Annotated in this window: 21 protein-coding genes; 9 read left to right on the top strand and 12 right to left on the bottom strand. The window is 72.5% G+C overall.

Going from position 1 to position 25487, the window contains the following annotated elements; all coding sequences use genetic code 11:
• The first annotated feature begins 91 nt into the window (after positions 1–91).
• The 5 genes from efeU to SCATT_RS14195 all read left to right on the top strand — a co-directional run bounded on the left by efeU (position 92) and on the right by SCATT_RS14195 (position 5636).
• Positions 92–2149, top strand: coding sequence for an iron uptake transporter permease EfeU (efeU, locus tag SCATT_RS14215; RefSeq protein WP_014143765.1), 2058 nt, complete (start codon positions 92–94; stop codon positions 2147–2149).
• On the top strand, positions 2149–3444 hold the full coding sequence (efeB, locus tag SCATT_RS14210; RefSeq protein ID WP_014143764.1) for an iron uptake transporter deferrochelatase/peroxidase subunit: 1296 nt from the start codon (positions 2149–2151) through the stop codon (positions 3442–3444). The genes efeU and efeB (SCATT_RS14210) overlap by 1 nt, the downstream gene beginning before the upstream one ends.
• A gap of 83 nt (positions 3445–3527) precedes the next feature.
• Complete coding sequence (locus SCATT_RS14205; RefSeq protein WP_014143763.1) at positions 3528–4376, top strand: WXG100-like domain-containing protein; 849 nt, start codon at positions 3528–3530, stop codon at positions 4374–4376.
• Positions 4330–4890: a hypothetical protein gene (locus SCATT_RS14200; protein ID WP_014628076.1), complete on the top strand. Its 561-nt coding sequence runs from the start codon at positions 4330–4332 to the stop codon at positions 4888–4890. Before SCATT_RS14205 ends, SCATT_RS14200 begins: the two co-directional genes overlap by 47 nt.
• A gap of 38 nt (positions 4891–4928) precedes the next feature.
• Positions 4929–5636 (top strand): hypothetical protein, encoded by a 708-nt coding sequence (locus tag SCATT_RS14195; protein ID WP_014143761.1) that lies wholly within the window; start codon positions 4929–4931, stop codon positions 5634–5636.
• A 63-nt stretch (positions 5637–5699) separates the two neighbouring features.
• On the opposite strand, the gene metG is transcribed toward SCATT_RS14195, so the two are convergent.
• Positions 5700–7349 (bottom strand): methionine--tRNA ligase, encoded by a 1650-nt coding sequence (gene metG, locus SCATT_RS14190; protein WP_014143760.1) that lies wholly within the window; start codon positions 7347–7349, stop codon positions 5700–5702.
• A gap of 132 nt (positions 7350–7481) precedes the next feature.
• Here metG and SCATT_RS14185 point away from each other — a divergent pair, with 132 nt between their 5' ends.
• Complete coding sequence (locus SCATT_RS14185; protein WP_014143759.1) at positions 7482–8006, top strand: DUF1203 domain-containing protein; 525 nt, start codon at positions 7482–7484, stop codon at positions 8004–8006.
• 25 nt (positions 8007–8031) lie between these two features.
• Here SCATT_RS14185 and SCATT_RS14180 read toward each other — a convergent pair whose 3' ends face one another.
• The 9 genes from SCATT_RS14180 to SCATT_RS14140 form a co-directional block, all read right to left on the bottom strand.
• A complete protein-coding gene (locus SCATT_RS14180; protein ID WP_014143758.1) occupies positions 8032–8823 on the bottom strand; it encodes an HAD family hydrolase in 792 nt (263 codons plus the stop codon).
• Positions 8820–10097, bottom strand: coding sequence for a serine--tRNA ligase (gene serS / locus SCATT_RS14175; RefSeq protein ID WP_078590739.1), 1278 nt, complete (start codon positions 10095–10097; stop codon positions 8820–8822). The genes SCATT_RS14180 and serS overlap by 4 nt, the downstream gene beginning before the upstream one ends.
• A 571-nt stretch (positions 10098–10668) precedes the next feature.
• Positions 10669–11601 (bottom strand): prephenate dehydratase, encoded by a 933-nt coding sequence (gene pheA, locus SCATT_RS14170; protein ID WP_014143755.1) that lies wholly within the window; start codon positions 11599–11601, stop codon positions 10669–10671.
• A gap of 76 nt (positions 11602–11677) precedes the next feature.
• Complete coding sequence (efeB, locus tag SCATT_RS14165; RefSeq protein WP_014143754.1) at positions 11678–12907, bottom strand: iron uptake transporter deferrochelatase/peroxidase subunit; 1230 nt, start codon at positions 12905–12907, stop codon at positions 11678–11680.
• Positions 12907–14772, bottom strand: a complete 1866-nt coding sequence (locus SCATT_RS14160; RefSeq protein WP_014143753.1) for a copper resistance CopC/CopD family protein — start codon at positions 14770–14772, stop codon at positions 12907–12909. The genes efeB (SCATT_RS14165) and SCATT_RS14160 overlap by 1 nt, the downstream gene beginning before the upstream one ends.
• 6 nt (positions 14773–14778) lie before the next feature.
• Positions 14779–15270 carry a copper chaperone PCu(A)C gene (locus tag SCATT_RS14155; protein WP_014143752.1) on the bottom strand — a complete coding sequence of 164 codons (492 nt, stop codon included), beginning with the start codon at positions 15268–15270 and terminating at the stop codon, positions 14779–14781.
• Positions 15267–15938 (bottom strand): SCO family protein, encoded by a 672-nt coding sequence (locus SCATT_RS14150; protein WP_014143751.1) that lies wholly within the window; start codon positions 15936–15938, stop codon positions 15267–15269. Before SCATT_RS14150 ends, SCATT_RS14155 begins: the two co-directional genes overlap by 4 nt.
• 700 nt (positions 15939–16638) lie before the next feature.
• Positions 16639–17355: a YcnI family copper-binding membrane protein gene (locus tag SCATT_RS14145; protein WP_202446671.1), complete on the bottom strand. Its 717-nt coding sequence runs from the start codon at positions 17353–17355 to the stop codon at positions 16639–16641.
• Positions 17356–17448: 93 nt separating this feature from the next.
• Complete coding sequence (locus SCATT_RS14140) at positions 17449–18249, bottom strand: hypothetical protein (protein ID WP_202446670.1); 801 nt, start codon at positions 18247–18249, stop codon at positions 17449–17451.
• Positions 18250–18740: 491 nt separating this feature from the next.
• On the opposite strand from SCATT_RS14140, the gene SCATT_RS14135 reads away from it, so the two are divergent.
• Positions 18741–19202 carry an ATP-binding protein gene (locus tag SCATT_RS14135; RefSeq protein ID WP_014143748.1) on the top strand — a complete coding sequence of 154 codons (462 nt, stop codon included), beginning with the start codon at positions 18741–18743 and terminating at the stop codon, positions 19200–19202.
• Between the two features lie 93 nt (positions 19203–19295).
• On the opposite strand, the gene SCATT_RS14130 is transcribed toward SCATT_RS14135, so the two are convergent.
• Both SCATT_RS14130 and SCATT_RS14125 read right to left on the bottom strand, forming a co-directional pair.
• Positions 19296–20777 (bottom strand): aminopeptidase P family protein, encoded by a 1482-nt coding sequence (locus SCATT_RS14130; RefSeq protein ID WP_014143747.1) that lies wholly within the window; start codon positions 20775–20777, stop codon positions 19296–19298.
• A 138-nt stretch (positions 20778–20915) separates the two neighbouring features.
• A complete protein-coding gene (locus tag SCATT_RS14125; RefSeq protein WP_014143746.1) occupies positions 20916–22241 on the bottom strand; it encodes a PP2C family protein-serine/threonine phosphatase in 1326 nt (441 codons plus the stop codon).
• A gap of 1206 nt (positions 22242–23447) precedes the next feature.
• On the opposite strand from SCATT_RS14125, the gene SCATT_RS37980 reads away from it, so the two are divergent.
• Both SCATT_RS37980 and SCATT_RS14115 read left to right on the top strand, forming a co-directional pair.
• Positions 23448–24143, top strand: a complete 696-nt coding sequence (locus SCATT_RS37980) for a bifunctional DNA primase/polymerase (RefSeq protein WP_407696649.1) — start codon at positions 23448–23450, stop codon at positions 24141–24143.
• 307 nt (positions 24144–24450) lie between these two features.
• The gene (locus tag SCATT_RS14115; RefSeq protein WP_014628070.1) at positions 24451–25119 is read left to right on the top strand and encodes a hypothetical protein; all 669 of its coding nucleotides are present in this window, start codon (positions 24451–24453) and stop codon (positions 25117–25119) included.
• Positions 25120–25487 lie beyond the last annotated feature (368 nt).

Below are 25487 nucleotides of genomic sequence, written 5' to 3'. Positions count from 1 at the left end.
GGCGGACGCGTGCGGCGCGTCCGCGCGGTGAACCTCGCGGCATACAGGGATGTACCAGGGCGGGCGCGCCGGGGAGGACACAGCAGTCACCATGTGGGACGACGCGTTTCCCAGCTTTCTGATCGGCCTCAGAGAGGGGCTGGAAGCCGGCCTCATCGTGTCGATCCTGGTCGCCACCATCGTCCGCGCCGACCAGAAGTCCCGGCTGCCCCAGGTGTGGACCGGGGTGCTGGCCGCCATCGCGGTGGCCATGAGCTTCGGTGCCGTCCTCACCTTCAGCGCCGCCAACATGCCGGCCACCGCCCAGGAGGCGTTCGGCGGCGCGCTCAGCGTCATCGCGGTGGGCTTCGTGACCGCCATGGTCTTCTGGATGCGCCGCTCGGCCCGCAACCTCTCCAGCGAGATCCGCGAGAAGGTCACCGCCGCGCTCTCCATGGGCGCCGGGATGCTGGTGGTCACCTCGTTCCTGGCGGTCGGCCGGGAGGGCCTGGAGACCGCGCTCTTCCTGTGGACCACCGCCCGCGCCGCCGGGGAGTCCACCGGCCCGCTGATCGGCGCCGCGGTCGGCCTGGTGATCGCCGCCGGGCTCTGCTGGGGCCTGTACCGCCGGGTACTGAAGATCAACCTCACCAAGTTCTTCACCTGCACCGGCATCGTGCTGATCGTCATCGCCTCCGGGGTCCTCGGCTACGGCCTGCGCGACCTCCAGGAAGGCGGCGTCCTGCCCGGCGCCCACGCCTTCGCGGTGCACTTCAGCGACAGCGTCGACGCCAGCTCCTGGTGGGGCACGCTGCTCCAGGGCGTCTTCAACCTCACCCCGCAGATGACCTGGCTCCAGGTGGTCGCGTACGTGGCCTACCTGGCCGTGGTGATGACGCTCTTCGTCCGCGGGGTGCGGACGGCGAAGCCCAAGCCGGCCGCGGCGCCGGCCGAGTCCGGGAAGACCGCCGGGGCCGCCGAGGCCGGCAAGTCCGCCGAGGCCGCTTCGCGCAGGCGTCCGGCCTGGGTCGTCCCGGCCGCCGTCGTCGCCGTCCCGGTGGTCGTCGCCGGCACCGTGATCGCGCTGGGCGGCTCCAAGCCCGCCGGGGCGCAGACCGTCTCCGTCTCCGAGACCGACTGCGGCAAGGGGTTCACCGCCCCCAAGCCCGGCCGCCAGACCTTCCAGATGCACAACACCGGGAACAAGACCTCCGAGGTCTACCTGATCGACCCGGGCACCAACGCCGTCTTCGGCGAGATCGAGGGCCTCGCCCCCGGCACCACCCGCGGCCTGGTCGCCACCATCGGCGGCGGCCAGTACGCCTGGCGCTGCGTCCCCACCGGCGGCAAGGTCACCACCTCCGCCGCGGTCCGGGTCAGCGGCTCCGGCAACACCAGGCCGGTCGCCCCGGTCTCCGAGGACGACCTCCAGCAGCCGCTGAAGGCGTACAAGGGGTACGTCGACGCAGGCCTGGCCACCCTCATCGGCCAGACCGGCAAGCTCGCCGACGACATCCACTCCGGCGACCTCGACGCCGCGAAGAAGGACTGGCTCACCGCCCATCTGACGTACTCCTCGCTGGGCGCCGCCTACGGCACCTTCGAGGACTTCGACAAGAAGATCAACGGCCGCGCCGACGGTCTGCCCGACGGCGTCCACGACAAGGGCTTCACCGGCTTCCACCGCATCGAGTACGGCCTGTGGCACGGCGAGTCCGCCGACTCCCTCGGCGCCCCCGCCGACCAGCTCGCCGCCGACGTCAAGGGGCTGCGCAAGGCGTTCCCCAGCCAGGACTTCGACGTCTCCGACCTGCCGCTGCGCACCCACGAGATCCTGGAGAACACCCTCCAGTTCGAGCTGACCGCCGACACCGACGAGGGCAGCGGCACCAACCTGGCCACCGCCGCGGCCAACCTGTCGGGCACCCGTGAACTCCTCACCGTGCTGCGCCCGTTGATCGCCAAGCGCGACGCCGCCCTGCTGACCACCGTGGACGGCGACATCACCCGGGTCCAGAAGCTGCTGGACGCCGCCCACCACGGCGACGCGTGGACCCCGGTCGATCAGCTCGACCAGACCAGCCGCCAGACGCTCAACGGCGCCACCGGTCAGCTCCTGGAAGACCTCGCGCCCATCCCCGACCTCCTTGAGATCCGGAAGTCCGCCTGATGTCCTGCCCTGTCAACCACGAACAGCTCGCGTCGGCCGCCGAGGGCGGCTGCCCGGCCGGTCCGGCCCGCCGGGCCTTCATGAAGACGGCGCTGGGCGCCGGTGCCGCCGGCGCCGCGCTGGCCGGCGGCGGCTTCGCCCTCACCCCGGGACGCGCCCAGGCCGCCGACGACTCCTCGGCGGGCCGGACCACCGCCGTCGACTTCCACGGCGTCCACCAGGCCGGCATCCTCACCCCGCAGCCCACCGCCGCCGCCTTCGTCTCGTTCAACGTGATCGCCGAGAACCGCAAGGAACTGACCGACCTGTTCCGGACGATCACCGAACGGGCGCGCTTCCTGACCGTCGGCGGCACCCCCGTCGACCTCGGCGTCGGCGCGCCCCCGTCCGACAACGGCATCCTCGGCCCGGTCGTCCCGGCCGACGCGCTCACCGTCACCGTCGGCGTCGGCGCCTCGCTCTTCGACGACCGCTTCGGCCTGGCCAAGGCCAAGCCGCGCAAGCTCGTCCCGATGCGCACCTTCCCCAACGACAACCTGAACCAGGCCGAGTGCCACGGCGACCTGTCGTTGCAGATCTGCGCCGCCAGCCAGGACACCGTGCTCCACGCGCTGCGCGACATAGCCCGCCACACCCGCGGCGCCATGCAGATCAAGTGGCGCGTCGACGGCTTCCAGAACGCCCCCCGGCCCAGCGGCGCCCAGCGCAACCTGCTCGGCTTCAAGGACGGCATCGCCAACCCGGACGTGAAGTCCGGCCGCGAGATGGACCGCCTGGTCTGGGTCACCGACGCGGCCGGCGAGCCCTCCTGGGCGGTGGGCGGCAGCTACCAGGTGATCCGCATCATCCGCATGCTCGTCGAGTTCTGGGACCGGGTCTCCCTCACCGAGCAGGAGAAGATGTTCGGCCGCCGCAAGGACACCGGCGCCCCCCTCGACGGCGCCAACGAGACCGACGCCCCCGACTACGCCAAGGACCCCAAGGGCAACGCCATCCCCCTGGACGCCCACATCCGCCTGGCCAACCCCCGCACCCCCAGGACCGACGACTCCCGCATCCTGCGCCGCGGCTACAACTACGACCGCGGCGTCGACAACGTCGGCAACCTCGACATGGGCCTGGTCTTCTGCTGCTACCAGCAGGACCCCATCCGCCAGTTCGAGGCCACCCAGACCCGACTCATCGACGAACCCCTCGTCGACTACATCTCCCCCACCGGCGGCGGCTACTTCTTCTGCCTCCCCGGCGCCAAGGACCCCGGGGACTGGCTGGGCCGAGGCCTGCTGTCGGCGTAGGCTCCGTCCCCGGCGGGTCCGCCCGCCGAAGCACCCCGGGCGGCTGCCCCGCCGGTGGACGCAGCCGAAGCGTGGGGGGACCGTTGTCGATCGAGTTACCCGGCTGGGTGGTTGACGCCTTCTACTTCGTGGGCCTGCCGTGGCCCGGGGTGGACGAGGACGAGTTACGGGGCTGGGCGAAGGATCTGCGCGCCTTCGCCGACGAGATCACGCAGATCTCCAGGCTGTCCCATGACGCGGTGCAGGAGCTGTCGGGCTCCAGTGAGTCGGCGTTCGTCAGAACGATGGCGCGGCGATGGGACGGCCACCACGCGCAGATCACGGCGATGCGGGAGCCGATGCACGTCTTCGCCGCCGCGCTGGAGGACGCCGCGGTGGCCGTGGAGGTGCAGAAGGGGGTGGTGATCGGCGCTGCCGTCACCCTCGCCACCGCGGTGATCGCGACCCAGGGCGAGGCGCTGGTGACCTTTGGGTTGGCTGAGGGGGAAGTCCCGCTCGAAGTGGCGGTCGCCAAGACCGCGATCAAGTTCGCGCTCCAGGAACTGGAGGCCAAACTCCTCGGCATGCTGGTCGACAAGTCGGCCGAGGAGGTCAGCGATCACGTGGGCCGGTCGGTCGCGAAATTACTGACCGGCGGGGTGGGCGTGGCCATGGAGGGCTATGCCCTCAAGGTCGATACCCAGGGCCTTCGCAGAACCGCAGCCACGGTGCGGACCCAAGCTGCCCGGCGCGCTCCACACCGTTCTGACCGACACCGACAAGAGCCTCGCCAAGGCCGCCCGGACCATCGAGGCCAGGGACCGGCAGCTCGCGGAGGAGGCGCCGCACACGGACGGAGTGGGCACCGGCCACCACGAGGGGGACACCCGCAACATCAACCCCCCGATGAAAGGCAACTTCAGCCATCCCGGCGGCCAGATCACCTACGGTGATCTCTCCCCGAAGGCCAAACAACTCGCGCGCGCCCTGGAGAACGGTCCGGTGACGATCGGGCCCGGCGAGGTGAGCGCTTCGCACCTGGCCGAACTCCAGAAATTCAATTCGGTGGAGCACGCCGCGATCCAGGGCCCGGACGGAGACCTCCGCCTCATACAGGGTGAACAGGCCAGAACCGTCATACCCAGGGAACTGGGCAGGCAGGGATACCGGTTCATCGTGCACACCCACCCGGAGGACCGTTTGCCCGGCCCTCTCTCCGACTGGGAGAAGGACCATGGCGTGGGATACCGGCTGGGCATTCCGGACGATGAATACGGATCCATGAAAACCGATATGACGTACAAACGTGCTCCGCACCTGGAGGCAGTGATCAGCCGTAACGGAGAAATCCGCTTCTTCGACGACCGGCGGATCCACGCCCTGCCCCCTGGTGAATACCCGGTCGGCGGACCGGTCAACGACCGCGGGTACATCGTGCCCGTTCCGAAGATCGCGAGCAGCCGGTGACCCCACTACCATTGACGGCACAGAGAAAGGAGGCCGGTATGGCGGCCGAGGGCCATGCTTGTGAGATCTGCGGGCGCCCCGCCCCCGAGGTCGACGGCTGGGCTGCTCGTATCCCTGGCTACCGGTTGGTGCGGGCGCCCTGGCGGTCCGGTGACCGGTGGTTCGTCGATGGGCCGCTGCATTTTTCCTGCCTTCGCGAACTCCCGGACCCCGGTGAGTTCTCCCGTGAATTCACCGCGATGGCCACCGGTTCGCATGAACCGTTCGAGGTGGAGATCGGCGGCGCCCGCGAAGTTCTTGCCAGGAACGGCCTGGACTATCGGACGGAAATCTTCTCCGGAGAACTCTGCCGGATCTTCCGGCACGGCACGATGAACCGCTGGCTGGTGGTCGAGCACAGTGGTCCCTGGTACGGACTCGATCAATCTCAACTCAAGGAGATCGCCGCCGGCCGGCCGGTCCGCTCCGCGGGTGGCGAGACGGTGTTCGTCATGCCGGAAGACCCCGGAGACGACATCTACCACTGGGGACTGGGCGACCTTCTTGGCCACCTCGGAGTATTGGACCGTTACCCGGCTCTCATCGATCAGCCGGATCTCGCCTACGAATTCTTCGAATATTACCCGCCGAAACGGGTCCTCGCCTATTTCCTGGTGAACACGGTCCCTCTGCCTGAAGAAGCCGTCGCCTTCCTGCGTGATTACGCGGCTCGGTACGAGCCGGTCCGGTACCCCGAGGACCACTGAAGACGCGAAGAGCCCCGGCTGCCGGGGCTCTTCGCGTTACGTGTACCGGCGCGGGCCCGGGCGTCAGGCGTCCTTCTTGGGGTCTTCCAGGCGGGGGAAGAGGACCTCGCCCTTGGTGACCGTGGCGCCGGCCGGGAGGCGGCCCCAGGCGGCGGCGTCCTGGACGCGCTGGTCGGCGAGGGCGCCGAGGTGCTCGGCGGCGCCGAGGGAGGCCCACAGCTTCTCGGAGGTGGCCGGCATCACCGGGTTGAGCAGGACCGCGACCGCGCGCAGCGACTCGGCGGCGGTGTACAGGATGGTCGCCAACCGGGCCTGCGCCTCGGGGGAGGAGTCCTTGGCGACCTTCCACGGCTCCTGCTCGGTGAGGTAGCCGTTGACCTGCTTGACGAAGTCGAAGACGGCCTCGATGCCGCCGGCGAAGTCCAGCTTCTCGCCGATCCGGCTGTCGGCCTCGGCCACCGCGCGGCCCAGCGCGTCGGCGATCGCCTGCTCGGCGTCACCGTGCGCGGTGGCCTCGGGCAGGGTGCCGCCGAAGTACTTGCCGACCATCGCCGCCACCCGGGACGCCAAGTTGCCGTAGTCGTTGGCGAGTTCGCTGGTGTAGCGGGCGGAGAAGTCCTCCCAGGAGAACGAGCCGTCCTGGCCGAAGTGGATCGCCCGCAGGAAGTACCAGCGGTAGGCGTCCACCCCGAAGTGTTCGGTGAGCTGGTGCGGGGAGATGCCGGTCAGGTTGGACTTGCTCATCTTCTCGCCGCCGACCATCAGCCAGCCGTTGGCCGCGATCTTCCCCGGCAGCGGCAGCCCGTTGGCCATCAGCATGGCCGGCCAGATGACGGCGTGGAAGCGGAGGATGTCCTTGCCGACCAGGTGCACGTCGGCCGGGAAGGTCTGCTCGAACTTGGCCTGGTCGGAGCCGTATCCGACGGCGGTGGCGTAGTTGAGCAGCGCGTCGACCCACACGTAGATGACGTGCTTGGGGTCCCACGGCACCGGGATGCCCCAGTCGAACGTCGAGCGGGAGATCGACAGGTCCTCCAGCCCCTGCCGCACGAAGCTGACGACCTCGTTGCGGGCCGACTCGGGCTGGATGAAGCCGGGGTTGGCCTCGTAGTGGTCGAGGAGGCGCTGGGTGTAGGCGGAGAGCTTGAAGAAGTAGTTCTCCTCCTTCAGCATCTCCACCGGCTTCTTGTGGATCGGGCAGAGCTTGCTGCCGTCCTCGCCGTCGAGCAGCTCACCGGGGGACTTGTACTCCTCGCACCCCACGCAGTACGGGCCCTCGTAACCGCCGCGGTAGATCTCGCCCTTGTCGTACAGGTCCTGCACGAACTCCTGGACGCGCGCGGTGTGGCGCTCCTGCGTGGTGCGGATGAAGTCGTCGTTGGCGATCTCCAGATGCTTCCAGAGGGGCTGCCACGCCTCGCCCACCAGCTTGTCGCACCACTCCTGCGGGGTGACCCCGTTGGCGTCGGCGGTGCGCATGATCTTCTGACCGTGCTCGTCGGTGCCGGTGAGGTACCACACCTTCTCGCCGCGCTGGCGGTGCCAGCGGGAGAGCACGTCGCCTGCGACGGTCGTGTAGGCGTGGCCCAGGTGCGGAGCGTCGTTGACGTAGTAGATGGGCGTCGTGACGTAGAACGTCGTCGCGTCGTCCGCGCCGTCGCGGGGAGCGCGCCGCTCCGCGGGGTCGAGCTTCTCATGTGCAGTGGCCGCCATGGACGAAATCCTATCGGCCCGCCGATATCACTCGCGCCTCGGTTTCCCCGCGGCGGGGGCGGCGCCCGGCGGGGGAACGCCATGACCGATTCCCGCCGGTGGACGCGGCTGCGGCGCGGCAGGCTCGGTGCCATGACCCTCATCGACGACATGGACGCCGCGGTGGCCGCCACCGCCTTCGAGATCCGGGCGATCGCCCCCGACGTGGTCGCCGCGCTGCGCATACGGGACGACGCCGGGCGGGCCCCGCGCCTGGTCGACGCCGGCCCCGACGGCGGCTCGCCGCTGCGCTGCTGCCTGGCCGTGGCCCGCCCGCACGAGCCGCTGGCCCTGGTCTCGTACGCCCCGCTGCGCCGCTGGGCCGCCGGGACGGGGGCCGAGCCGGCGGCGTACGACGAGGTGGGCCCGGTCTTCATCCACCCCGAGCCGTGCGGCGGACAGCTGGAGTTCCCTCAGATCCGCACCGGTGCGCGACGGGTGCTGCGGGCCTACGACGCCAACGGCACCATCCTGGGCGGCCGGATGATCGAGTGGCCCGGCCGGGCGGGCGGCGAGGCGCTGCTGGCCGAGTCGCTCGCCGACCCCCGGGTGGCCGTGGTCCACGTACGGGCGGTGGAGTTCGGCTGCTTCCACTTCGAGGTACGCCGCGCGGCGTGACGCTTCGCGGCGGGAAGCGCTCCGGTCACCCGTAGAGGCGTTCCAGCACGGCCGCCACGCCGTCCTCCTCGTTGCCCGCCGTCACCTCGTCGGCGACCGCCTTGAGGTCGGGGTGGGCGCCGGCCATCGCCACGCCGTGGGCGGCCCAGCGGAACATCGGGATGTCGTTGGGCATGTCGCCGAAGGCGATCGTGGTGGCCGCGGTACGGCCGAGGCGGCGGGCGGCCAGCGACAGGCCGGTGGCCTTGGACAGGCCGAGCGGCAGCAGCTCGACCAGCCCCTCGCCGGCCATCACCACGCCCACCAGGCCGCCGACCGCCACCTCGGCGGCGGTGGCCAGGGCGTCGTCGGTCAGCGTGGGGTGCTGGAGGAAGATCTTGCCGATCGGCTCCTCCCACAACCGCTCGCGCTCGTGCGCCGTGGTGACCGGCAGTTCGGCGACGAACCGGTAGCCGGGCTCGACCAGGAAGGCGCCGTCCACCCCGTCGCGGGTGGCGGCGACCGCGAGCCGGCCGACCTCGGACTCGATCTTCTCCAGGGCGAGCGCGGCCACCTGGCGGTCGAGGGTCACCGAGGTCAGCAGCCGCCGTTCCCCCGCGTGGTAGACCTGGGCACCCTGCCCGCACACCGCCAGCCCCTGGTAGTCCAGCGCGTCGAAGATGTGCAGGGTGCGGGAGGCCGGGCGGCCGGTGACCACGATGTGGTCGGCGCCGGCCGCGGTGGCCGTGGCGAGCGCCCGCCGGGTACGGGCGGAGACCGTGTGGTCGCCGCGGAGCAGGGTGCCGTCCAGGTCGGTGGCTATCAGCCGGTAGGTCACTTGGCGACCGGCTCCAGCACCTCGCGCCCGCCCAGGTAGGGGCGGAGCACCTCGGGGACGACCACGGAGCCGTCCGCCTGCTGGTGGTTCTCCAGGATCGCCACGATGGTGCGCGGCACGGCGCACAGGGTGCCGTTGAGCGTGGCCAGCGGACGGGTGCCCCGCTCGTCCCGCATCCGCACCGACAGCCGCCGGGCCTGGAACTCGTCGCAGTTGGAGGCCGAGGTCAGCTCGCGGTACTTGCCCTGGGTGGGGATCCACGCCTCGCAGTCGAACTTGCGCGAGGCGGAGGCGCCCAGGTCGCCGGTGGCCACGTCGATCACCTGGAACGGCAGCCCCAGCGCGCCGAGCCACTGCTTCTCCCAGGCCAGCAGCCGCTGGTGCTCCGCCTCGGCCTCCTCGGGGGCGACGAAGCAGAACATCTCCACCTTGTCGAACTGGTGGACGCGGAAGATGCCTCGGGTGTCCTTGCCGTAGGTGCCGGCCTCCCGGCGGAAGCAGGGCGAGAAACCGGCGTAGCGCAGCGGGAGCCTGGCCGCCTCGACGATCTCGTCCATGTGGTAGGCGGCCAGCGGGACCTCGGAGGTGCCGACCAGGTAGTAGTCGTCCTTCTCCAGGTGGTAGACGTTCTCCGCGGCCTGGCCGAGGAAGCCGGTGCCCTCCATGGCGCGCGGCTTGACCAGCGCGGGGGTGAGCATCGGGGTGAAGCCGGCCTCGGTGGCCTGCGCGATCGCCGCGTTGACCAGGGCCAGCTCCAGCAGGGCGCCGACACCGGTGAGGTAGTAGAAGCGCGAGCCGGAGACCTTGGCGGCGCGCTCGACGTCGATGGCGCCGAGTGCCTGGCCGAGCTCCAGGTGGTCCTTGGGCTCGAAGCCCTCGGCGGCGAAGTCGCGCGGGGTGCCGACGGTCTCCAGGACGGTGAAGTCCTCCTCGCCGCCGACCGGCACGTTCGGGTGGACGAGGTTGCCGATGCGCAGCAGCAGGGCCTGGGCCTCCTCGGCCGCCAGGTTCTGCTCGGCGTCGGCGGCCTTGACCGCGGCGGACAGCTCGCCGGCCTTCTTCAGCAGCCCGGCCTTCTCCTCGCCGGCGGCCTTGGGGATGAGCTTGCCCAGCGCCTTCTGCTCCGCGCGCAGTTCGTCGAAGCGGTGACTGGACGACCTGCGCCGCTCGTCGGCGGAGAGCAGGGCGTCGACCAGGCCGACGTCCTCTCCACGGGCGCGCTGGGAGGCGCGCACTCGGTCGGGGTCCTCACGAAGCAGGCGAAGGTCGATCACGGCTACAGGCTACCGGCAGGCCGCCTCCGGCCGCGACAAAATAAGTCGAGTTTGCTGGCAAATGTCCGTTTCTGGGAAACGGAAGAAATAATCGGCGACCCCCACTGCCCGTCAACCGAATTTAACGGCATCGCCCTCCGGAGTTGCATTTTCGGCCCGCGAAACCGGCCGTCGAGCCGGGTGTCGGCGCAGGTTATCCACAGGGAGCCGAGGCTCCCGGGCCGTTGTCCACAGGGTGTGGGGGTGGGCTGTGGAAGACGGAGTTGATCATTCCGCTTTCCCGGGAGAGTGATGTGTAATTCCGGTTTCAAACATTGCCAGAGGTCCCATTCGGGTGAGAAGTGCGCCTTCTCGTTCCCTCTATGGAGTTGATCGACGTAATTGGGGTGACGGATGATGGAGTGCGGCGCTGTGGACGGCTCGGAGGCAACAGACCGATTTGTCGACTAGATCACGGTCTGGGGGCGGCTGGCTTGTCGACTTGTCCCCAGGTCTCCACGAGAGCCTGTGGATAACTCGGTGGAAAACTGTGGACGCGGCCGGGGGTGTACGTTCGGCCGGATGCGACCGGTCAGACGCGGCCGTCCATCGCCCGGGCGAGCCAGTCCGCCGCCGCCGCGAACTCCCCGTCCGACGTGCCGGCGCGCACCTGCGGCGCCGTCTCGTCGGCCCTCGGGTAGGAGCCGAGGAACCGCACCTGCGGGCAGATCCGCTTCAGCCCCATCAGCGCCTCGCCCACCCTGCGGTCGGTGATGTGCCCCTCGGCGTCCACCGAGAAGCAGTAGCGCCCCATGCCGACCCCGGTCGGGCGGGACTCGATGCGCAGCAGGTTGACGCCGCGCACCGCGAACTCCTGGAGCAGTTCGAGCAGGGCGCCCGGGTGGTCCTCGCGCAGCCACAGCACCGCCGAGGTCTTGTCCGCCCCGGTCGGCGCGGCGGGCCGGCCCGGCCGCCCGACGAGGACGAACCGGGTCTGCGCGTGCGCGTTGTCGTGCACCTCGGTGGCGAGCGGCTCCAGCCCGTACCGCGCGGCGGCGAACTCGCCGGCGAACGCCGCGTCGAACCGGCCCTCCTGCACCAGCCGGGCCCCGTCGGCGTTGGAGGCCGCCGACTCCCAGACCGCGTCCGGCAGGTTGGCCGCGAGCCAGCCGCGCACCTGAGCCTGGGCCACCGGGTGGCCGGTGACCGTCTTGACGTCGGAGAGCCTGGTGCCGGGCCGGGCCAGCAGCGCGAAGGCGATCGGCAGCAGCACCTCGCGGTAGATCATCAGCGGCGCCCCGGTGGCCAGCTCGTCCAGGGTCGCGTTGACCCCGCCCTCCACCGAGTTCTCGATCGCCGCGAAGGCGCCCTCCGCCTCCCCGCCGCGCACCGCGTCGAACGCGGCCGGCACGGACACCATCGGCACCAGCTCCCGGGTCGCCGCCTCGGGCAACGTCCGCAACGCCGCCTCGGTGAACGTCCCCTCGGGGCCCAGATACGTATAACGCGCGGAGGGCGAGGTCATGACGTCAGCCTAATGGCCGTGCGGACGGCCCCGGGGCGGGCGGTACGCCGGGGCCGTGCGGCGACCCCGCCCGCCCTCACGACTCCAGCAACCGCTGCCCCACGTACTCGCCCTTCCCGCAACCGCCCGGCACCGCGAAGAGCGCGCTCGACTCGTGGCGGATGAAGCGCGACAGGCCGTCCCCGCGGTCGAGCTTGCGCTGCACCTTGACGAAGCCGTTGCCCGGATCGGCCTGCCAGCACACGAAGAGCAGCCCGGCGTCGGGCGTGCCGTCCGCGTCGTAGCCGTCGTGGTACGAGAACGGGCGGCGCAGCATCGCGGCCCCGCCGTTGGACGCCGGGGCGGCCACCCGGACGTGGGCGTCCCCGGGGATCGCCAGCGAACCGTCCGGGTTGAACCTGCCCAGGTCGACCGGGGTCGTCTCGGTGCCCCCGGACAGCGGGGCGCCGTCGGACTTGCGGCGGCCTATGACCGCCTCCTGCCGGTCGAGCGGCAGCCGCTCCCAGTCGTCCAGCAGCATCCGGATCCGCCGCACGACCGCGTACGAACCGCCGTTGAGCCACGCCTCGTCGCCGCCCTGGTCCGGGACGAAGACCTTCGCGGCGAAGTCGGGGTCGGCCGGCTTGGGGTTGTTGGTGCCGTCCACCTGGCCCATCAGGTTGCGGGCGGTCATCGGCCGCGCGGTGGCGCCCGGGGTGCGGTTGAAGCCGTTCATCTGCCAGCGCACCCGGGCCGTGCCCGCCGCCTCCTTCTGGAGCACCCGCAGCGCGTGGAAGGCGACCAGCGCGTCGTCGGCCCCGATCTGCGCCCACAGGTCGCCGTCGCTGCGCCGGGGGTCGAGCGCGTCGGAGGAGAACGCCGGGAGCGGCTGGAACGCCGCCGGGATCCGGTCGGTGAGCCCGGTCCGGGCGAAGAACGACCGCCCGAAACCGAACGTCACCGTCAGCGACGCCGGCCCCGCGTCCAGCGCCACCTGGTTGTCGCCCGCCGGCGGCCGTCCCTGCGTCATCGCCTCCGCCGCCGCCGACCAGCGGCGCAGCAACGCCGCGGCCTCCTTGCGGCCCGCCCCGGTCGCCAGGTCGAACGCGATCAGATGACCGCATGCCTGCAACGGCGTGGTGATTCCGGCCTGGTGGGTGCCGTGGAACGGTACGGCGCCGGTGCCCACCGAGGTCAGCGCGGGACCGCCGGTACCGGCCGCCGCGTACCCCAGCGCGCCGCCCGCGCCGCCGGCCACCAGTCCGGCCGCCCCCGCCGCCCCCGCGGTACCCAGCAGCCGCCTGCGCGTGATCTCCTGACCGGCCATCAGCCGACCGTCACCTCCTTCGTCTCGGTCACCTCGTCGATGTCGGAGGTGCGTACGGTCACGGACACCTGCCAGCGGCCCGCCAACGGCAGCTGCACGGTCGTCGACGCCCAGGAACCGGTGTCCAGGTGTTCCAGGGGGACCGGGAGCGGCCCTATCGCCCCGGCGCCGCCGCTCCTGGCGCCGCCGTCCAGCGTGAAGGCCACCCGCACCTCGGGGACGTCCACCGGCTTGCCCGCCGGGTCGGCCAGCTCCAGGTGCAGCTCGTTGTGGCCGGTCCGCGCCGGGTCGAGGTGGAGCGCCGCGATGCCCTTGCCGTGCGGCCCGCCGGTGTCGTACGGGAAGGTGACGAACGCCGGCCCCTGGTAAGCCGGTACGGCGCCGGCGCCGGCCGCGGCCTGGGCGGCGCGGCCCGGTTCGGTGCCGCTGAGCACGGTGGTGACGGCGAGCACGGCGACGGCGACGGCGGCCTCGGCCAGCACGGAGCGGCGCAGCCCGGAGCGGGCCGGGTCGGCGTCGCGTGCCCGGCGGATCCGCGCGGTGGCGATCGCGGCGCGCTGGCGGGCGAGTTGAGCGGCGCGCGCGGGGTCGCCGGAGGGCTCGGGCTCCGCCTCGGCGACCGCCGTCGGTTCGGCCTCCGCGATCGGCCGCGCGCTCTCCGCCAGCCGGCCGGTCCACCGCCGCGACACCCCGGCCACGGCCACCATCACCGCCACCAGCCCGAGCTTGACCAGCAGCAGCCGCCCGTACGCGGTGGCCGTCAGCGCGTGCCAGGAGCCGACCTGCCGCCACGACTGGTACACCCCGGTGGCCACCAGGACGCACACGCAGCCGAACGCGGTCCGGGAGAACCGCCGTACCGCGCCCCGGTCCACCCCGGCCGTCCGGTACAACGCCGTCACCAGCGCGGCCAGACCGCCGAGCCACACGGCCACGGCGAGCAGATGGAGCACGTCCACCGGCATGGCCACGCCCGGCTGTATGCCCACCGAGGCGTGCTCGGCCATCGCCCAGGTGGCCGCGATGCCGACGGCGATCACCGCGCCGCCGACCCCGAGCCCGAACGCCAGGTCCCGCCGCTCACGCGGATCGTCCCGGCGTCCGTACGCCCCGAAGAGCACCGACAGGAAGGCCGCCGCGGCGGCGAGCAGCAGCAGCCGGGCCACCAGCGCGCCGCCCGGCCGGGTCTCCACCGCCGACCGCAGCAGCCCCAGGTCGGCCACCTTGCCGAGCCCGGCCCCGTCCGCGTACGCCCCGCGCAGCAGCAGCAACGCCAGCGTCGAGACCACCATCGCGGCCCACCCCGACACCGCCAGCCGCTGCATCACCCGCAGCCCGGCCCCACGCGGCCAGCACACCGTCAGGAACACCGACACACCGACCATCACGGCGAAACCGGCATACGCCAGACAGCGCCCGATGCCGTACAGCGTGCCGACCGCCCCGCCGCCGGCCGGCTCCTGCGGCACCACCGCCGAGGTCTTCGACGGCGCGCCCACCGAGAACGTGAAGGCCCCCGACACCGGATGGCTGTCCGCCGAAACCGCCTTCCACACCACGGTGTACGTGCCCCTGGCGAGCCCCGCGCGCAACGCCACCGTGGCGGTGTCCGACCCGCTCGGCGCGTGGTGCGCGGCGCCCTGCTGCACCGGCCGGCCCGCCGGGTCGAGCACCCGCAGCGAGTCGGCCGACAGCAGCACGCCCTCGGAGAAGCCCAGCGTCACGGCGGTCGGCGCGGTGGCCACCACCGAGTTCTGCGCCGGGTCGGTCTTCAGCAGGGCGGCGTGCGCCGAGGCGGGGACCGCGCCGGCCAGCAGCGCGGTGACCACCGCCGCCAGCACGATCAGCAGCCGCTTGGCCCTCATCGCGGATCAGCCCTTCGGGTGGTACGACGCCGGCTCGACGGGGACCTCCACGGTTATCGGCGCCGACTTGGCGAAGTGCAGCTGGAAGGAGACCTTGTCACCGACGGCCGGACGGCGCTTCAGCTTCATCAGCATCAGGTGGTTGCCGCCGGTGCTCAGCACCAGCCGGCCCTTCGCCGGCACCGGGAACGAACTCACCGCGCGCATCGCCCCGCCCTGCGTGCTGTGCATCGTCACCTCGGGCGCCAGGTCGCTGCTGACCGAGGTGAGCCGGTCATCCCCCGCCCCGGTGTTGGTGACGGTGAAGTAACCGGTGGCCATGTCGGCCATCGGCGGCTGCGGCACGTAACCGCCGCTGACCTTCAGCTGCGGTGCGGCGGCGGTCCCGGAGGCGTTGCCGCCGCAGCCGGTGAGGGCCGTCGCCGCCGTCGCGAGCGCGGCCGTGGCCAGGGCCCAGCGGGCGGTCGGGCGGATGGCGCGGCGGGTGGTCGGCGTCACGGCGTCTCTCCCTTGATCAGCTTGGGCAGGTCGGCCGCGAACTGATCGGCGCTGACCCCTGAGGTGTAGAGGAAGTGGGACTTGTCGTCCTTGGGGGAGAAGGCGAAGACCTCGGCGCCGTGCTGGACGCTGTAGCTGCCGTCCTTCTGCTTGACCGGCTTGTCGATGAACACGCCTAGGCTGCGCGCCGCCGCCTGGATGGTGGCGAAGTCCCCGGTCAGCCCCGTGAAGGCGGGGTCCTGCGGAGCCAGCCACTCGCCGAGGCGCTTGGGCGTGTCGCGCTCGGGGTCGGTGGTGACGAAGACCACCTGGAGCTTGTCCTGGTCGGCCTTGGGCAGCCGGTGCTTGGCGCTGGCGATGTCGGCCATGGTCGTCGGGCACACGTCGGGGCAGTGGGTGTAGCCGAAGTACAGCAGCGTCGGCTTCCCCGCGGTCTCCTTGACCAGGTCGTACCGCTTGCCGTGGGTGTCGGTCAGCACCAGGTCCGGCTTGTCCTTGGGCTGGTCGAGGGTGACCGCGGCCTTGGTCGCCGAGGCGGAGACCGACACCACCGGCTTGTTCCCGTCGGACGAGCCGCCGCACGCGCTCAGCGTGAGCGCCGCCGCGGCGACCAGCGCGGCGCAGCCCACCAGCCGCCGCCCGGCCGCCTTCCGCGCGCCGACGGCCATCGGGTGCTGGTCGGTCGTAGTTGTACGCATCAAGAGGTTCCCCACAGTGGTAGTTGCTTTCGCCGGCCCCCGTGCCCGGTCCGCCCGGCGCCCTCGCCCCGGGCCCGCCCGCCCGGTCCCCGCCCGCCGGTTGGCGGCCGGGGACCGGTGCGGACCGGTGGCGCCGACCGGTGGATTCCGGCCCGGCGCCGGGCCGGTCGGGTGGCCTGGACCGGAGCCCGGGCCGCGGAGCCTGGGCCGGAGCCGGAGCCGGAGCCGGAGCCGGAGTCGGAGCCGGAGCTTGGGCCTGGGCCGGAGCCGGAGCCTGGGCCGGAGCTTGGGCCTGGGCCGGAGCCGGAGCCGGAGTCGGAGCCGGAGCTTGGGCCTGGGCCGGAGCCGGAGCCTGGGCCGGAGCTTGGGCCTGGGCCGGAGCTTGGGCCTGGGCAGAGGCCGAGGGGCCGTGCCGGACCATGCCGGTCGCGGTGTGGCGGCGGGTGGTGGTCCCGGGCACCTGGGCCCGGGTGTCCGGCCGGCCGATCCCCCGGGCCCAGGTGCCCGGAGTTCAGGCGTCCAGGGCTCAGGCGTCCTGCGGCCGGGCGACCCGTGGTCGGGCGCCCGGGGCTCAGGCCTCCTGGGTCGGGCGCCCCGTGGTCCGGGACGCCCGCCACCACGCCACGCCGGGCCCGCGGTCGCGACCACGGGTCCGGCACGGCCTGCCGGCTCACGCCTCGGCGGAACCGCCGCCGGACCGCCTGCGCCCGGCGAACACGCCGAACGCCACGCCCGCGGCGCCCACGACGATGCCGGCGATGCCCAGCACCCGCGCGGTGGTGTCGCTGTCGTCGGACGACTTCGGCGCGGCGCTCTGCTGCCCGCCGGCGCCGTTGTCGCCCTTGGCGTCGGTGAGGGCCAGCGTCGGCGCCGGGTTGGCCGGCTCGGGGCCGCCCGATGTGGGCTCGTCGATCCACCGGACGACCTGGTTGTCGTCGTACGTCTGGAGCGCCTTGAAGACCAGCTTGCCGGTGTTGGTCGGCAGCGGGCCCAGGGAGACCGGGAACTGCTGGAACTCGCCCGGCTTGATCTGCCCGCCGGTCCAGGTGATCTTGGTGACGGCCTCGGTGACCTGGCCGTCGTCGGTGGTGATCGGCTTGGCCAGCTTGCTCTTGGTGACGGTGGCCGTCCAGCCCGGCACCGGCTGCGTCGACACCGACGCCAGCGGCTCGTCGGCCGGGAAGTTCACCTCGACCTTGACCGTGTTGGCCTTCTCCTGCTCGTTGGGCACCTTGAACGACACCGTGCTGTAGCTGCCCTTGGCGGCCTGCCCCGGCTGGACGGTGACGTGCGCGAACGCGGGCGCCGCGAGCAGCAGCACACTCGCTCCGGCAACCGCGCCGACCGCTGAGGCCCGGCGCAGGGTACGACGACGTGACGTGGTCATGATGCGATGACTCCACTTGGGTGAGAGGTGGTTCGGGTGACGTGCGCGCACGGTCGCCCCGGCCCCCTCCCGGACGTCGCCCCGGGGAGCCGGTCAGACCGCGGCGGCGGACAGCGGCGGACCGCGCCGGACCACCGAATGGCGCAGCGCCACCGCGCGCGGACGCACCGGCCGCTCCGCCGCGCGCCGTGCCCGTACCGCCCCGAGCCGTTCGGCGAGCACCCCGGCGACCAGCGCCAGCACCCTGACGGCCGCCAGCACCATCCGCCACCCGGGCGTCCCGGCCAGCGTCCGGGCGCCCTGCGCGGAGAGCCGCACCAGCCGCCACAGCGCCACTTCGCCCCGCCGCAGCAGCCAGCCGGCGATCACCGCGGCCACCAGGTGCCCGCAGAGCATCGGCAGCGTGTACCCCATCGCACCGGTCATGGCGTGCCCGCCCGGGGCCATCGCGCCACCGGCGGAGGAGGACGTACCGATCACGGCGGCCGGGTCGATACCGGCCTGGCGTATGACGTGCTCGGCACGGCCCGGGGTCATCGGCGTCAGGTGCGCGTTGCACAGCAGCCGTCCGGCGAACGCCATCAGCTGCTCGCCGCGGCCCGCCCCCTGACCGCCCGCCGCCCCGGCACACCACTGGCCGGTGCTGAAGAGCGCGTGCAGGCCGAGCTGGCCGGCCGCCATGGCGGTGGCGATGCCGGGCAGCGAACGCTCCCGTCCGGCCAACGGCGCGACGACGGCCGTCACCGCGGCCCAGCCGGCCAGCAACGCCCACAGCGGGATCGTGTCGCCCGAAGCCATCGCGTGCCCGGCCGCGGACAGCGTCACGCAGGCCGCGGCGAACACCGCGGCCCTCAGCAGTCGCAGGCCGGCGTCGGCACGCAGGGGGGCAGTCATGACGGCCGTCATCATCCCACCCCTCCCTTCCGCCACCCGTGGCAGGGTGCTCGGCCCGCCCGGTCCCTCCGGGGCGCCGTCCGCGTCGCACCCGGCCCGTCCGGGGCGACCTACGTCTCGTCCACCCGGCGTCCGCCGGGACCGGTCCACTCCCGCCCGGCGCCTCCAGGGCGCCGGCGGCTACGTACCCCGGCGTCTCGGGGTGCCGGTACGCATCCGCCCGGGTGCCGCCGGGCCGCCGCATACCGCCACCGGCCTGCGCGCCAGGCCGTTCTCCCGGCGTCCGTCCGGCGCCGGGGCCGTACGTTCACCAGGCCCGGTCCGTACCGGGCGCCGTATCCGCGGCCACCGTCCGTCGCAGTGGCCCATACCCCCTGCCGTCCACCTTCCGCGTCCGCCGAATGAGCGGCTTCACATCAACGGCAGGCTTATGAGGAGAACTTCGCGGCAATACGTATCCGTATGTCGAGCCGCAGCCAGGAGGCTGGAGCATGAGCATCTGGTGGTCTCTCCATTTGCGGCGCGAAGCTGCGAGCGTTCCGCTCGCCCGCCGGCTTCTGCTGGGCACCATGGAGACCGCCGGGGTCGACCCGGACATCTCCTACGACCTGTCCGTCGCCTTGTCGGAGGCGTGTGCCAACGCGGTGGAACACGCCGGGGACACCGAATCCGCGTCCGGCGAATACCGGGTCACCGCCCACATCGAGGGCGACCGGTGCCACATCGAGGTCACCGACTCCGGCCCCGGGCTGCCGTTGACCCGGCGCCGCCCCGTCCGCCCCAGGCCCGCCCAGCCGACGCCGCATCAGCACGCCGAGCACGGCCGCGGACTCTTCCTCATCGAGGCCCTCGTCGACCACGTGCAGTTCCGCAACAAGCCCGGCAGCGGAGCCGTGGTCAGCTTCGACAAGGTGCTCAAGTGGCGTGACGACGCCCTGCTCAAGGCGTCCTGACCGGGTGAGGACGAGCCCCGCGCGCCCCGGCCCGGCCGGCCGCCCCCGGACCGGCGCGGGACCGGCCGGGGACACGCCGTGGAAGCCGACGGCTCAGCCGCGCAGCCCCCGTATCCAGGACTCGACCTCGTCGGAACGGCGGGGGAGCGCCGCCGACAGATTGCGGTTGCCGTCCTCGGTGACCAGGATGTCGTCCTCGATCCGGACGCCGATGCCACGGTATTCCTGAGGCACCGTCAGGTCGTCGGCCTGGAAGTAGAGACCGGGCTCGACGGTGAGCACCATGCCGGGCTCCAGGGTGCCGTCCACGTAGGTCTCGGTGCGGGCCTGGGCGCAGTCGTGGACGTCGAGGCCGAGCATGTGACCGGTGCCGTGCAGCGTCCAGCGGCGCTGGAGGCCGAGCTCCAGCACGCGCTCGACGGGGCCTTCGAGGATCCCCCACTCGACCAGCTTGACGGCGAGCACGCGCTGCGCCGCGTCGTGGAAGTCGCGGTACTTCGCGCCCGGCCGTACCGCGGCGATACCGGCCTCCTGGGCCTCGTACACCGCGTCGTAGATCTTCCGCTGGAGCTCGGTGTAGGTGCCCGAGACCGGCAGGGTACGGGTGACGTCGGCGGTGTAGAGCGAGGTGGTCTCCACGCCGGCGTCGAGCAGCAGCAGGTCGCCGGAGCGGACCGGGCCGTCGTTGCGCACCCAGTGCAGCGTGGTGGCGTGCGGGCCGGCGGCGGCGATGGTGCCGTATCCGACGTCGTTGCCCTCGACGCGGGCGCGCAGGAAGAAGGTGCCCTCGATGTAGCGCTCGGAGGTGGCCTCGGCCTTGTCGAGGACCTTCACCACGTCCTCGAAGCCGCGCACGGTGGAGTCGACCGCCCGCTGGAGTTCACCGATCTCCCAGGCGTCCTTGACCAGCCGCAGCTCGCTGAGGAACGTCTTCAGCTCCTCGTCGCGCCCGGCGTCGGTGCGGCCGTCGAGGATCCGCTCGACCCCGGCGTCGTAGCCGCGCACCACGCGGGTGGGCACCTGGTCGTCGGGCAGGTGGTCGGCGATCTCGCGTACGTCGTGGCACTCCAGGCCGAGCAGCACGGCGGCCTCGCCGAGGCTGTGCCGCCGGCCGACCCACAGCTCGCCCTGGCCGTCCAGCCAGAACTCGCCGTTCTCCCGGTTGGAACGGGGCAGCAGGTAGCCGGTGGCCCGGTGGCCGTCGCCCTCGGGCTCCAGGACGAGCACGGCGTCCTGCGTCTGGTCACCGGTGAGGTGGACGTACTCCGATGAGGCCCGGAAGGGGTAGTCGGTGTCGTTGGAGCGCGTCTTGAGGTTGCCCGCCGGGATCACCAGGCGCTCCCCGGGGAAGCGGGCGGAGAGCGCGGCGCGGCGCTCGGCGGCGTACTCGGCCTGGTCGGCCGGCCGCAGGTCGCGCAGCTCGGTGTCGGCCCAGCCCGACTTCATCAGTTCGGCCAGTTCGTCGGAGACGGCCGGGTACAGGCCGTTCTTCCGCTGCTTGATCTCCGCCTGGTCGGCGGGGCGATCGGTCTCGGGTCCGCCTTCGGTGTTCTCCGGGGCGCGCTCCTCGGCCACGTCATGCCTCCTCGCACTTGGACGATTGCCATCGTAAGCATGTGCGGGGATCCGTGAACGCCACCCTGTGGACAACGTCCCGCCTGTGGATAACTCGGATCATGCCCACGACATAGGCGCTCCGGGTCCGCCGTCCGTTCAGTCGAACCGCGCGGCCAGCAGCACCACGTCCTCCGGGCTGTCCATCCGGTCCCGTCCGTCCGGCAGACACACCTCCAGCACGTGGTCGACGAGGAGGTCGGGGTCCGCGCGGGCCGTCCGGGGAGCGCCCGCCGCCGCCGCGTGCAGCAGCGCGAACGCCCGGTCCACCGGTTCGCCGGTACGGTGCAGCAGCCCGTCGGTGTACAGCAGTACGGTTTCTCCCGGCGCGGCGTCCAGTTCCACACTGGGCGCCTCCCAGCAGCTCAGCATGGCCAGCGGCGCCGACAGCGAGGTCTCCACGTACTCGGTGCGGTGGGCGCCGACGATCAGCGGTGGGCAGTGCCCGGCGCCCGCCATCAGCAGGTGCCGTGCCGTGGGCTCGACGTAGGCGAAGAGCGCGGTCGCCGCCCGGGCCGGCTCGGTCAGCCGCAGCAGCAGCTCCAGGTCGGACAGGACGGCGACCGGATCCTCGCCCTCCATCACCGCGTACGCCCGCAGCGAGGCGCGAAGCCGGCCCATCGCCGCCACCGTGCTGGGCCCGGAACCGGTCACCCCGCCGACCGTGAGCCCCAGCGCGCCCTCCGGCAGCGGCAGCGCGTCGTACCAGTCGCCGCCGCCCAGCGGTCCGGTGCGGTGCCGGACCGCCATCCGTACCCCCGGCACCCTCGGCAGCCGGCTCGGCAGGAGTTCCTCGCGCAGTACGGCGACGGTGTCCCGGGCCCGGGTCAGTTCGATCTGGCGGGCGAGATGGGCGGCGGCGCAGCGGACGTAGAGCCCGGCCAGGTGGCGCTGGCGCTCGCCGGGCTGGCCCGCCTCGTCGTACAGCCACAGGACGGCGCCGAGGTGTCCGGCGCCCTCGGCGGCCAGCCGCAGCCCGTAGCTTGCGTGGAAGCCCAGGTGGGCGGCGACCTCGCGGTGTCTGGGGTCGAGGCCGGGCTCGTTGGCGAGGTCGGAGTTGATGACCTCGGCGCGTGCGCCCTCGGGCGCGGTCCCGGACGGGGCGCCGGCGTCCAGCAGTTGACCGTAGAGGGCGGCGTCGCGCGGCACCGTCTCGATGGCGCCGAGTTCGGAGCGGAGCAGTCCGTGTCCCACGAGGGTGGCCGGCCCCCGGCCGTCGGCCGGTTCGAGTACCGCGAGCCCCCGGCGCGCGCCGACCAGGCTCGCGCCGGCGCGCAGCAGCTCTTCGAGCGCGGCGCCCAGTGAAGCGGTGTGCGCCAGGCGCTCGGTGAGTTCGTGCAGCGTGGTCAGGTCGGAGATCCAGCAGGCCAGCCGGTCCTGCACGGCGGCGGCGGGGCGGTCGCCGGGGCGGGCGTCGTCGGACACGGGGTGCGGTCCGGAGCGGCCACGGCGGGCGGCGGATTGCGCGGCCTCCGCCGAGGTGGGCACATTGTGCGGGACATCCGCAATGGGTGAGTCGATTCCGGCCACTTTCGGAAGGTGGGGGGCGTTCATGGCCGACGGCTTCCGGCGTGAATGCGTCCGTGCGAGGCGGTGCCCGCATTCACCCGATTTCCGTGGTATTCGTCGGCTTCGTTCCACGAGCAGGGGCGCGACTGCGACCTGGCTTTTTCCGTCAATAGCATCGCAAACCCCCATGTCGTGCTGCGCCGCTATCAATACCTCCCTTGTACACGCATGGATGAGGACATGTCCAGGATTGCGCAGGTGGCTGCCGGGTGTCTCTCGTAGCCGCTCCTGGTGAGAGGTTGACGCAAAGTTGACTTGAAATAGCCGCAGCCAAGGTCAATTACCTGTCGACTGAGCACATTCGACAGTGCGTCATATCCACGTCGGCGGGTACGTACGAGGTGGGACAGGCGACGGGGCGGCCGGAGAGGCCGGGCGGCACACGGGTGCCCCCGGTACGGCAGGAACCCGATCCCCGACCCGCGCGTCCTACCCGACGACGGCCGACCTCCACCTGTGGCGAGGGCGCAACAACACGCGGGACCACCAGGCGAACGCCGGACACGAAACTCCATGGCGAACGCCAATGAGCGCCACCCCTCGCCACATTCCACGCCCGGTCGGCGGCGTGATGCGCTGCCTCGCACGCGGTGTACCTGCCCTCACGGGGGAGAGCGGTTCTGGTTGGCAACGGGCAGATCCTCTGGCGTTAACGGAAAGGAACGAGCGCTGATGCGCGAGATCCTCGGAAGGCGACGCAGGCTCATGGGGTCCGACGGACTTTCCCGGTCCGGCGGTCCGCGGTCCAAGGGGCTGCTGGGTAGGAACGGGCGCTCGGGGCCCGGTGGCTCCAGGCGCTCCAGGAAGGGGCGGTCGGCGACGCGCGACGCGGCCCTGGGCTACGCGACCCGGTGGGGCTGGCCGGTGCTTCCCGGCGCCGGCCCCGCGGATCCGGCGTCCCGGCGCCGTACGCAGGCCGTCGCGGGGGCGGACGTGCTGCTCGCCGGGTGGTCCGAGGCACACGGGATACTCCCCGCCGACCACGGCGAGCCGTCGCCCTCCGCGCGCTCCGAGGACGCCCTGCCGGGCTCCGGCGGCCTCGGCGCCCTCGCCCGCCGGGCGCTGACCGCGTGGCGGCCCGCGCTGCGTGCCCTCCGGCGCGGGGCGGACGGCCGGACGGGGCGCGCGTCCGCCGCGCCGCACCGGGGTGTTGGGGCGTACGAGGAGGCGCACGCGCCCGGAAGCGCCGATGCGTCCGGGCGCACGGCGGCGGACTCCGGCGCGTCCGGGTCCGGATGCGCCTGCCCGCGCCCCGACTGCGCCGTTCCCGGAGCCCACCCGTACGACCCCGGTCTGCTGGCCGCCACCACCGACGCGCGGATGGTCGACTGGTGGTGGGAGCGGCGGCCGGAGGCCCCGGTGCTGCTGGCCACCGGTGAGCAGGTCTCGGCGGTCAGCCTGCCCGCCGCCGCGGGCGTGCGGGCGCTCGCCGCCCTCGACCGCCTCGGCGTACGCCTCGGCCCGGTGGTCGCCACCCCGACCCGCTGCGTGCTGCTCGTGGCGCCCTACTCCTTCGAGGAGTTGGGGGAGCTGCTCAACCGGCACGACTGGGTCCCTTCGTCGCTGCGCTACCACGGCCGCGGGGGGTACGTGGTGCTGCCGCCGTCCCGGACCGGCGCCGGACACGCCGGCTGGCTGCGCGAGCCGCGGCCCGCGGCGGACGGCGGCGCCCCCTGGCTGCCGGACATCGCCGTCATCGTCGACACGCTGGTCGAGGCGGGGGTACGCGCGCCGGACGGCAGCAGGCTGGCCTACTAGTGCCGGGTGGCCCGGCGTCGTGCGACGCCGGGCCCTGCCCGTGCCGCCGGTGAGCCCATGACGCGGCGCCGACCAGGACGGCGCCGCGCGCCGTCCTGGTCGGCGCCGTAAACCCTTTCGTGGCGTGCCGTCGGGGCGGGCGTTACCTACCCCCGGGTCACTCGTTCAGGTGTGAGGGGGGCCGTGTGGCCCCATGACATCGGCGCGCGAGACGGAAGGGGGCGGTTGATACCGATATGTTCGACCCGTCGAAGCAGTCTCCGGCTAATCCAGGTGGGTGCCCGTGGAGTGCGGATCGAATCTGCGTGTGATCGCCACGGCGAGCGTGGTCGCGCTCGCCGCCATGCTTCCGCTCACCGCCGCCACCGCGGGGCCGGCGGGGCCGCACCGCAAGGCACTGGTGCCGCACAACGTCGTCCGCGGTGACCGTCGGCCGGCAGGCGCACACGAGGACACGCCCGCAAGCGCATTCGGGGGCGCGCCCCACGCCCAGCACGCCCGCCACCCCTTCCGGGTCACCCCCGGCCGCCCCGGCGACCCCCGTTCCGCCTCCGCCACCGGCGCCGTGGCGTCCGGCCTCCTCGGGTCGGGTGCCGCCCACGTCCAGGCGCCCGTCCCCGTACGCACCATCGCGGAGTGCGGACCCCAACTGCGCTCCCCGGCCGGAGTCGAGGCCCAGACCTGTGTCTTGACGAGCGGTCAGGACGCCTACGCCCGCACCTACTACCGCAACCGCACGGGGCGCCGGCTCGACCTCGCCATGACGTTGATGCGCCCCGACCACACCACCGTGGTCGTCCACTGTCCGCTCGCCGCCTCGGACACCCCGGGCACGTGCGACACCCCACGGGAACGGTCCGTCCCCGGCACCGACCTGGAGCCGGACGCCTACAGCGCCATCGCGGAGATCGCCCCGGCGGCCGACCGCGTCACCGATCGCCGGCTGCTGCTGCGCACCGGCAGCGGTACGCAGTGAGACGGCGGGGAGAAGGAGGGAATGGAAAGGCCCGATCGCTGGCGACGGGGGATGCACCAGCGACCGGGCTGTAATTAACGGTAACAAGACTTTGCCCATACGCAAATTCGGCCGGGCGGATTGGAACCCCTATTCACCGGCCGCTATGTGGAGTGTGACGCGTATCACGTTCCGTAGGATGCGGATCTTCCGCTTCCAGGGGCTGTCTTCGGGTCTTCCTACAAGGCCGGTGAGTACATGGCGAATCGGGGGTTCCGCTTGGTTGGCCCTGGTGGATCAGGGGTGCCCGCGGTGTGCGATCGGCGGATCGACTATCCCGATCGCGTAACCGCGGTAACCGAATGCGGAAGAGCCGCTAACCGATGAGC

Origin of the sequence: Streptantibioticus cattleyicolor NRRL 8057 = DSM 46488, from assembly GCF_000240165.1 — a bacterium.
Classification (GTDB): Bacteria; Actinomycetota; Actinomycetes; order Streptomycetales; family Streptomycetaceae; genus Streptantibioticus; species Streptantibioticus cattleyicolor.
The sequence above is the reverse complement of the archived record's forward strand: the minus strand, read 5'-3'. Positions and strand labels throughout refer to the sequence as shown.

Bases quoted from the DNA above. Each gene is read 5' to 3' on its own strand.
- SCATT_RS14150 (WP_014143751.1), bottom strand. From the start codon at position 15,938: ATGGCCGTCGGCGCGCGGAAGGCGGCCGGGCGGCGGCTGGTGGGCTGC.
- pheA (WP_014143755.1), bottom strand. From the start codon at position 11,601: ATGACCTCGCCCTCCGCGCGTTATACGTATCTGGGCCCCGAGGGGACG.
- SCATT_RS14145 (WP_202446671.1), bottom strand. From the start codon at position 17,355: ATGACCACGTCACGTCGTCGTACCCTGCGCCGGGCCTCAGCGGTCGGC.
- SCATT_RS14160 (WP_014143753.1), bottom strand. From the start codon at position 14,772: ATGAGGGCCAAGCGGCTGCTGATCGTGCTGGCGGCGGTGGTCACCGCG.
- efeB (WP_014143764.1), top strand. From the start codon at position 2,149: ATGTCCTGCCCTGTCAACCACGAACAGCTCGCGTCGGCCGCCGAGGGC.
- SCATT_RS14140 (WP_202446670.1), bottom strand. From the start codon at position 18,249: ATGACTGCCCCCCTGCGTGCCGACGCCGGCCTGCGACTGCTGAGGGCC.
- efeU (WP_014143765.1), top strand. From the start codon at position 92: ATGTGGGACGACGCGTTTCCCAGCTTTCTGATCGGCCTCAGAGAGGGG.
- SCATT_RS14135 (WP_014143748.1), top strand. From the start codon at position 18,741: ATGAGCATCTGGTGGTCTCTCCATTTGCGGCGCGAAGCTGCGAGCGTT.
- SCATT_RS14200 (WP_014628076.1), top strand. From the start codon at position 4,330: ATGAAAGGCAACTTCAGCCATCCCGGCGGCCAGATCACCTACGGTGAT.
- SCATT_RS14185 (WP_014143759.1), top strand. From the start codon at position 7,482: ATGACCCTCATCGACGACATGGACGCCGCGGTGGCCGCCACCGCCTTC.
- SCATT_RS14195 (WP_014143761.1), top strand. From the start codon at position 4,929: ATGGCGGCCGAGGGCCATGCTTGTGAGATCTGCGGGCGCCCCGCCCCC.
- metG (WP_014143760.1), bottom strand. From the start codon at position 7,349: ATGGCGGCCACTGCACATGAGAAGCTCGACCCCGCGGAGCGGCGCGCT.
- efeB (WP_014143754.1), bottom strand. From the start codon at position 12,907: ATGGCCGGTCAGGAGATCACGCGCAGGCGGCTGCTGGGTACCGCGGGG.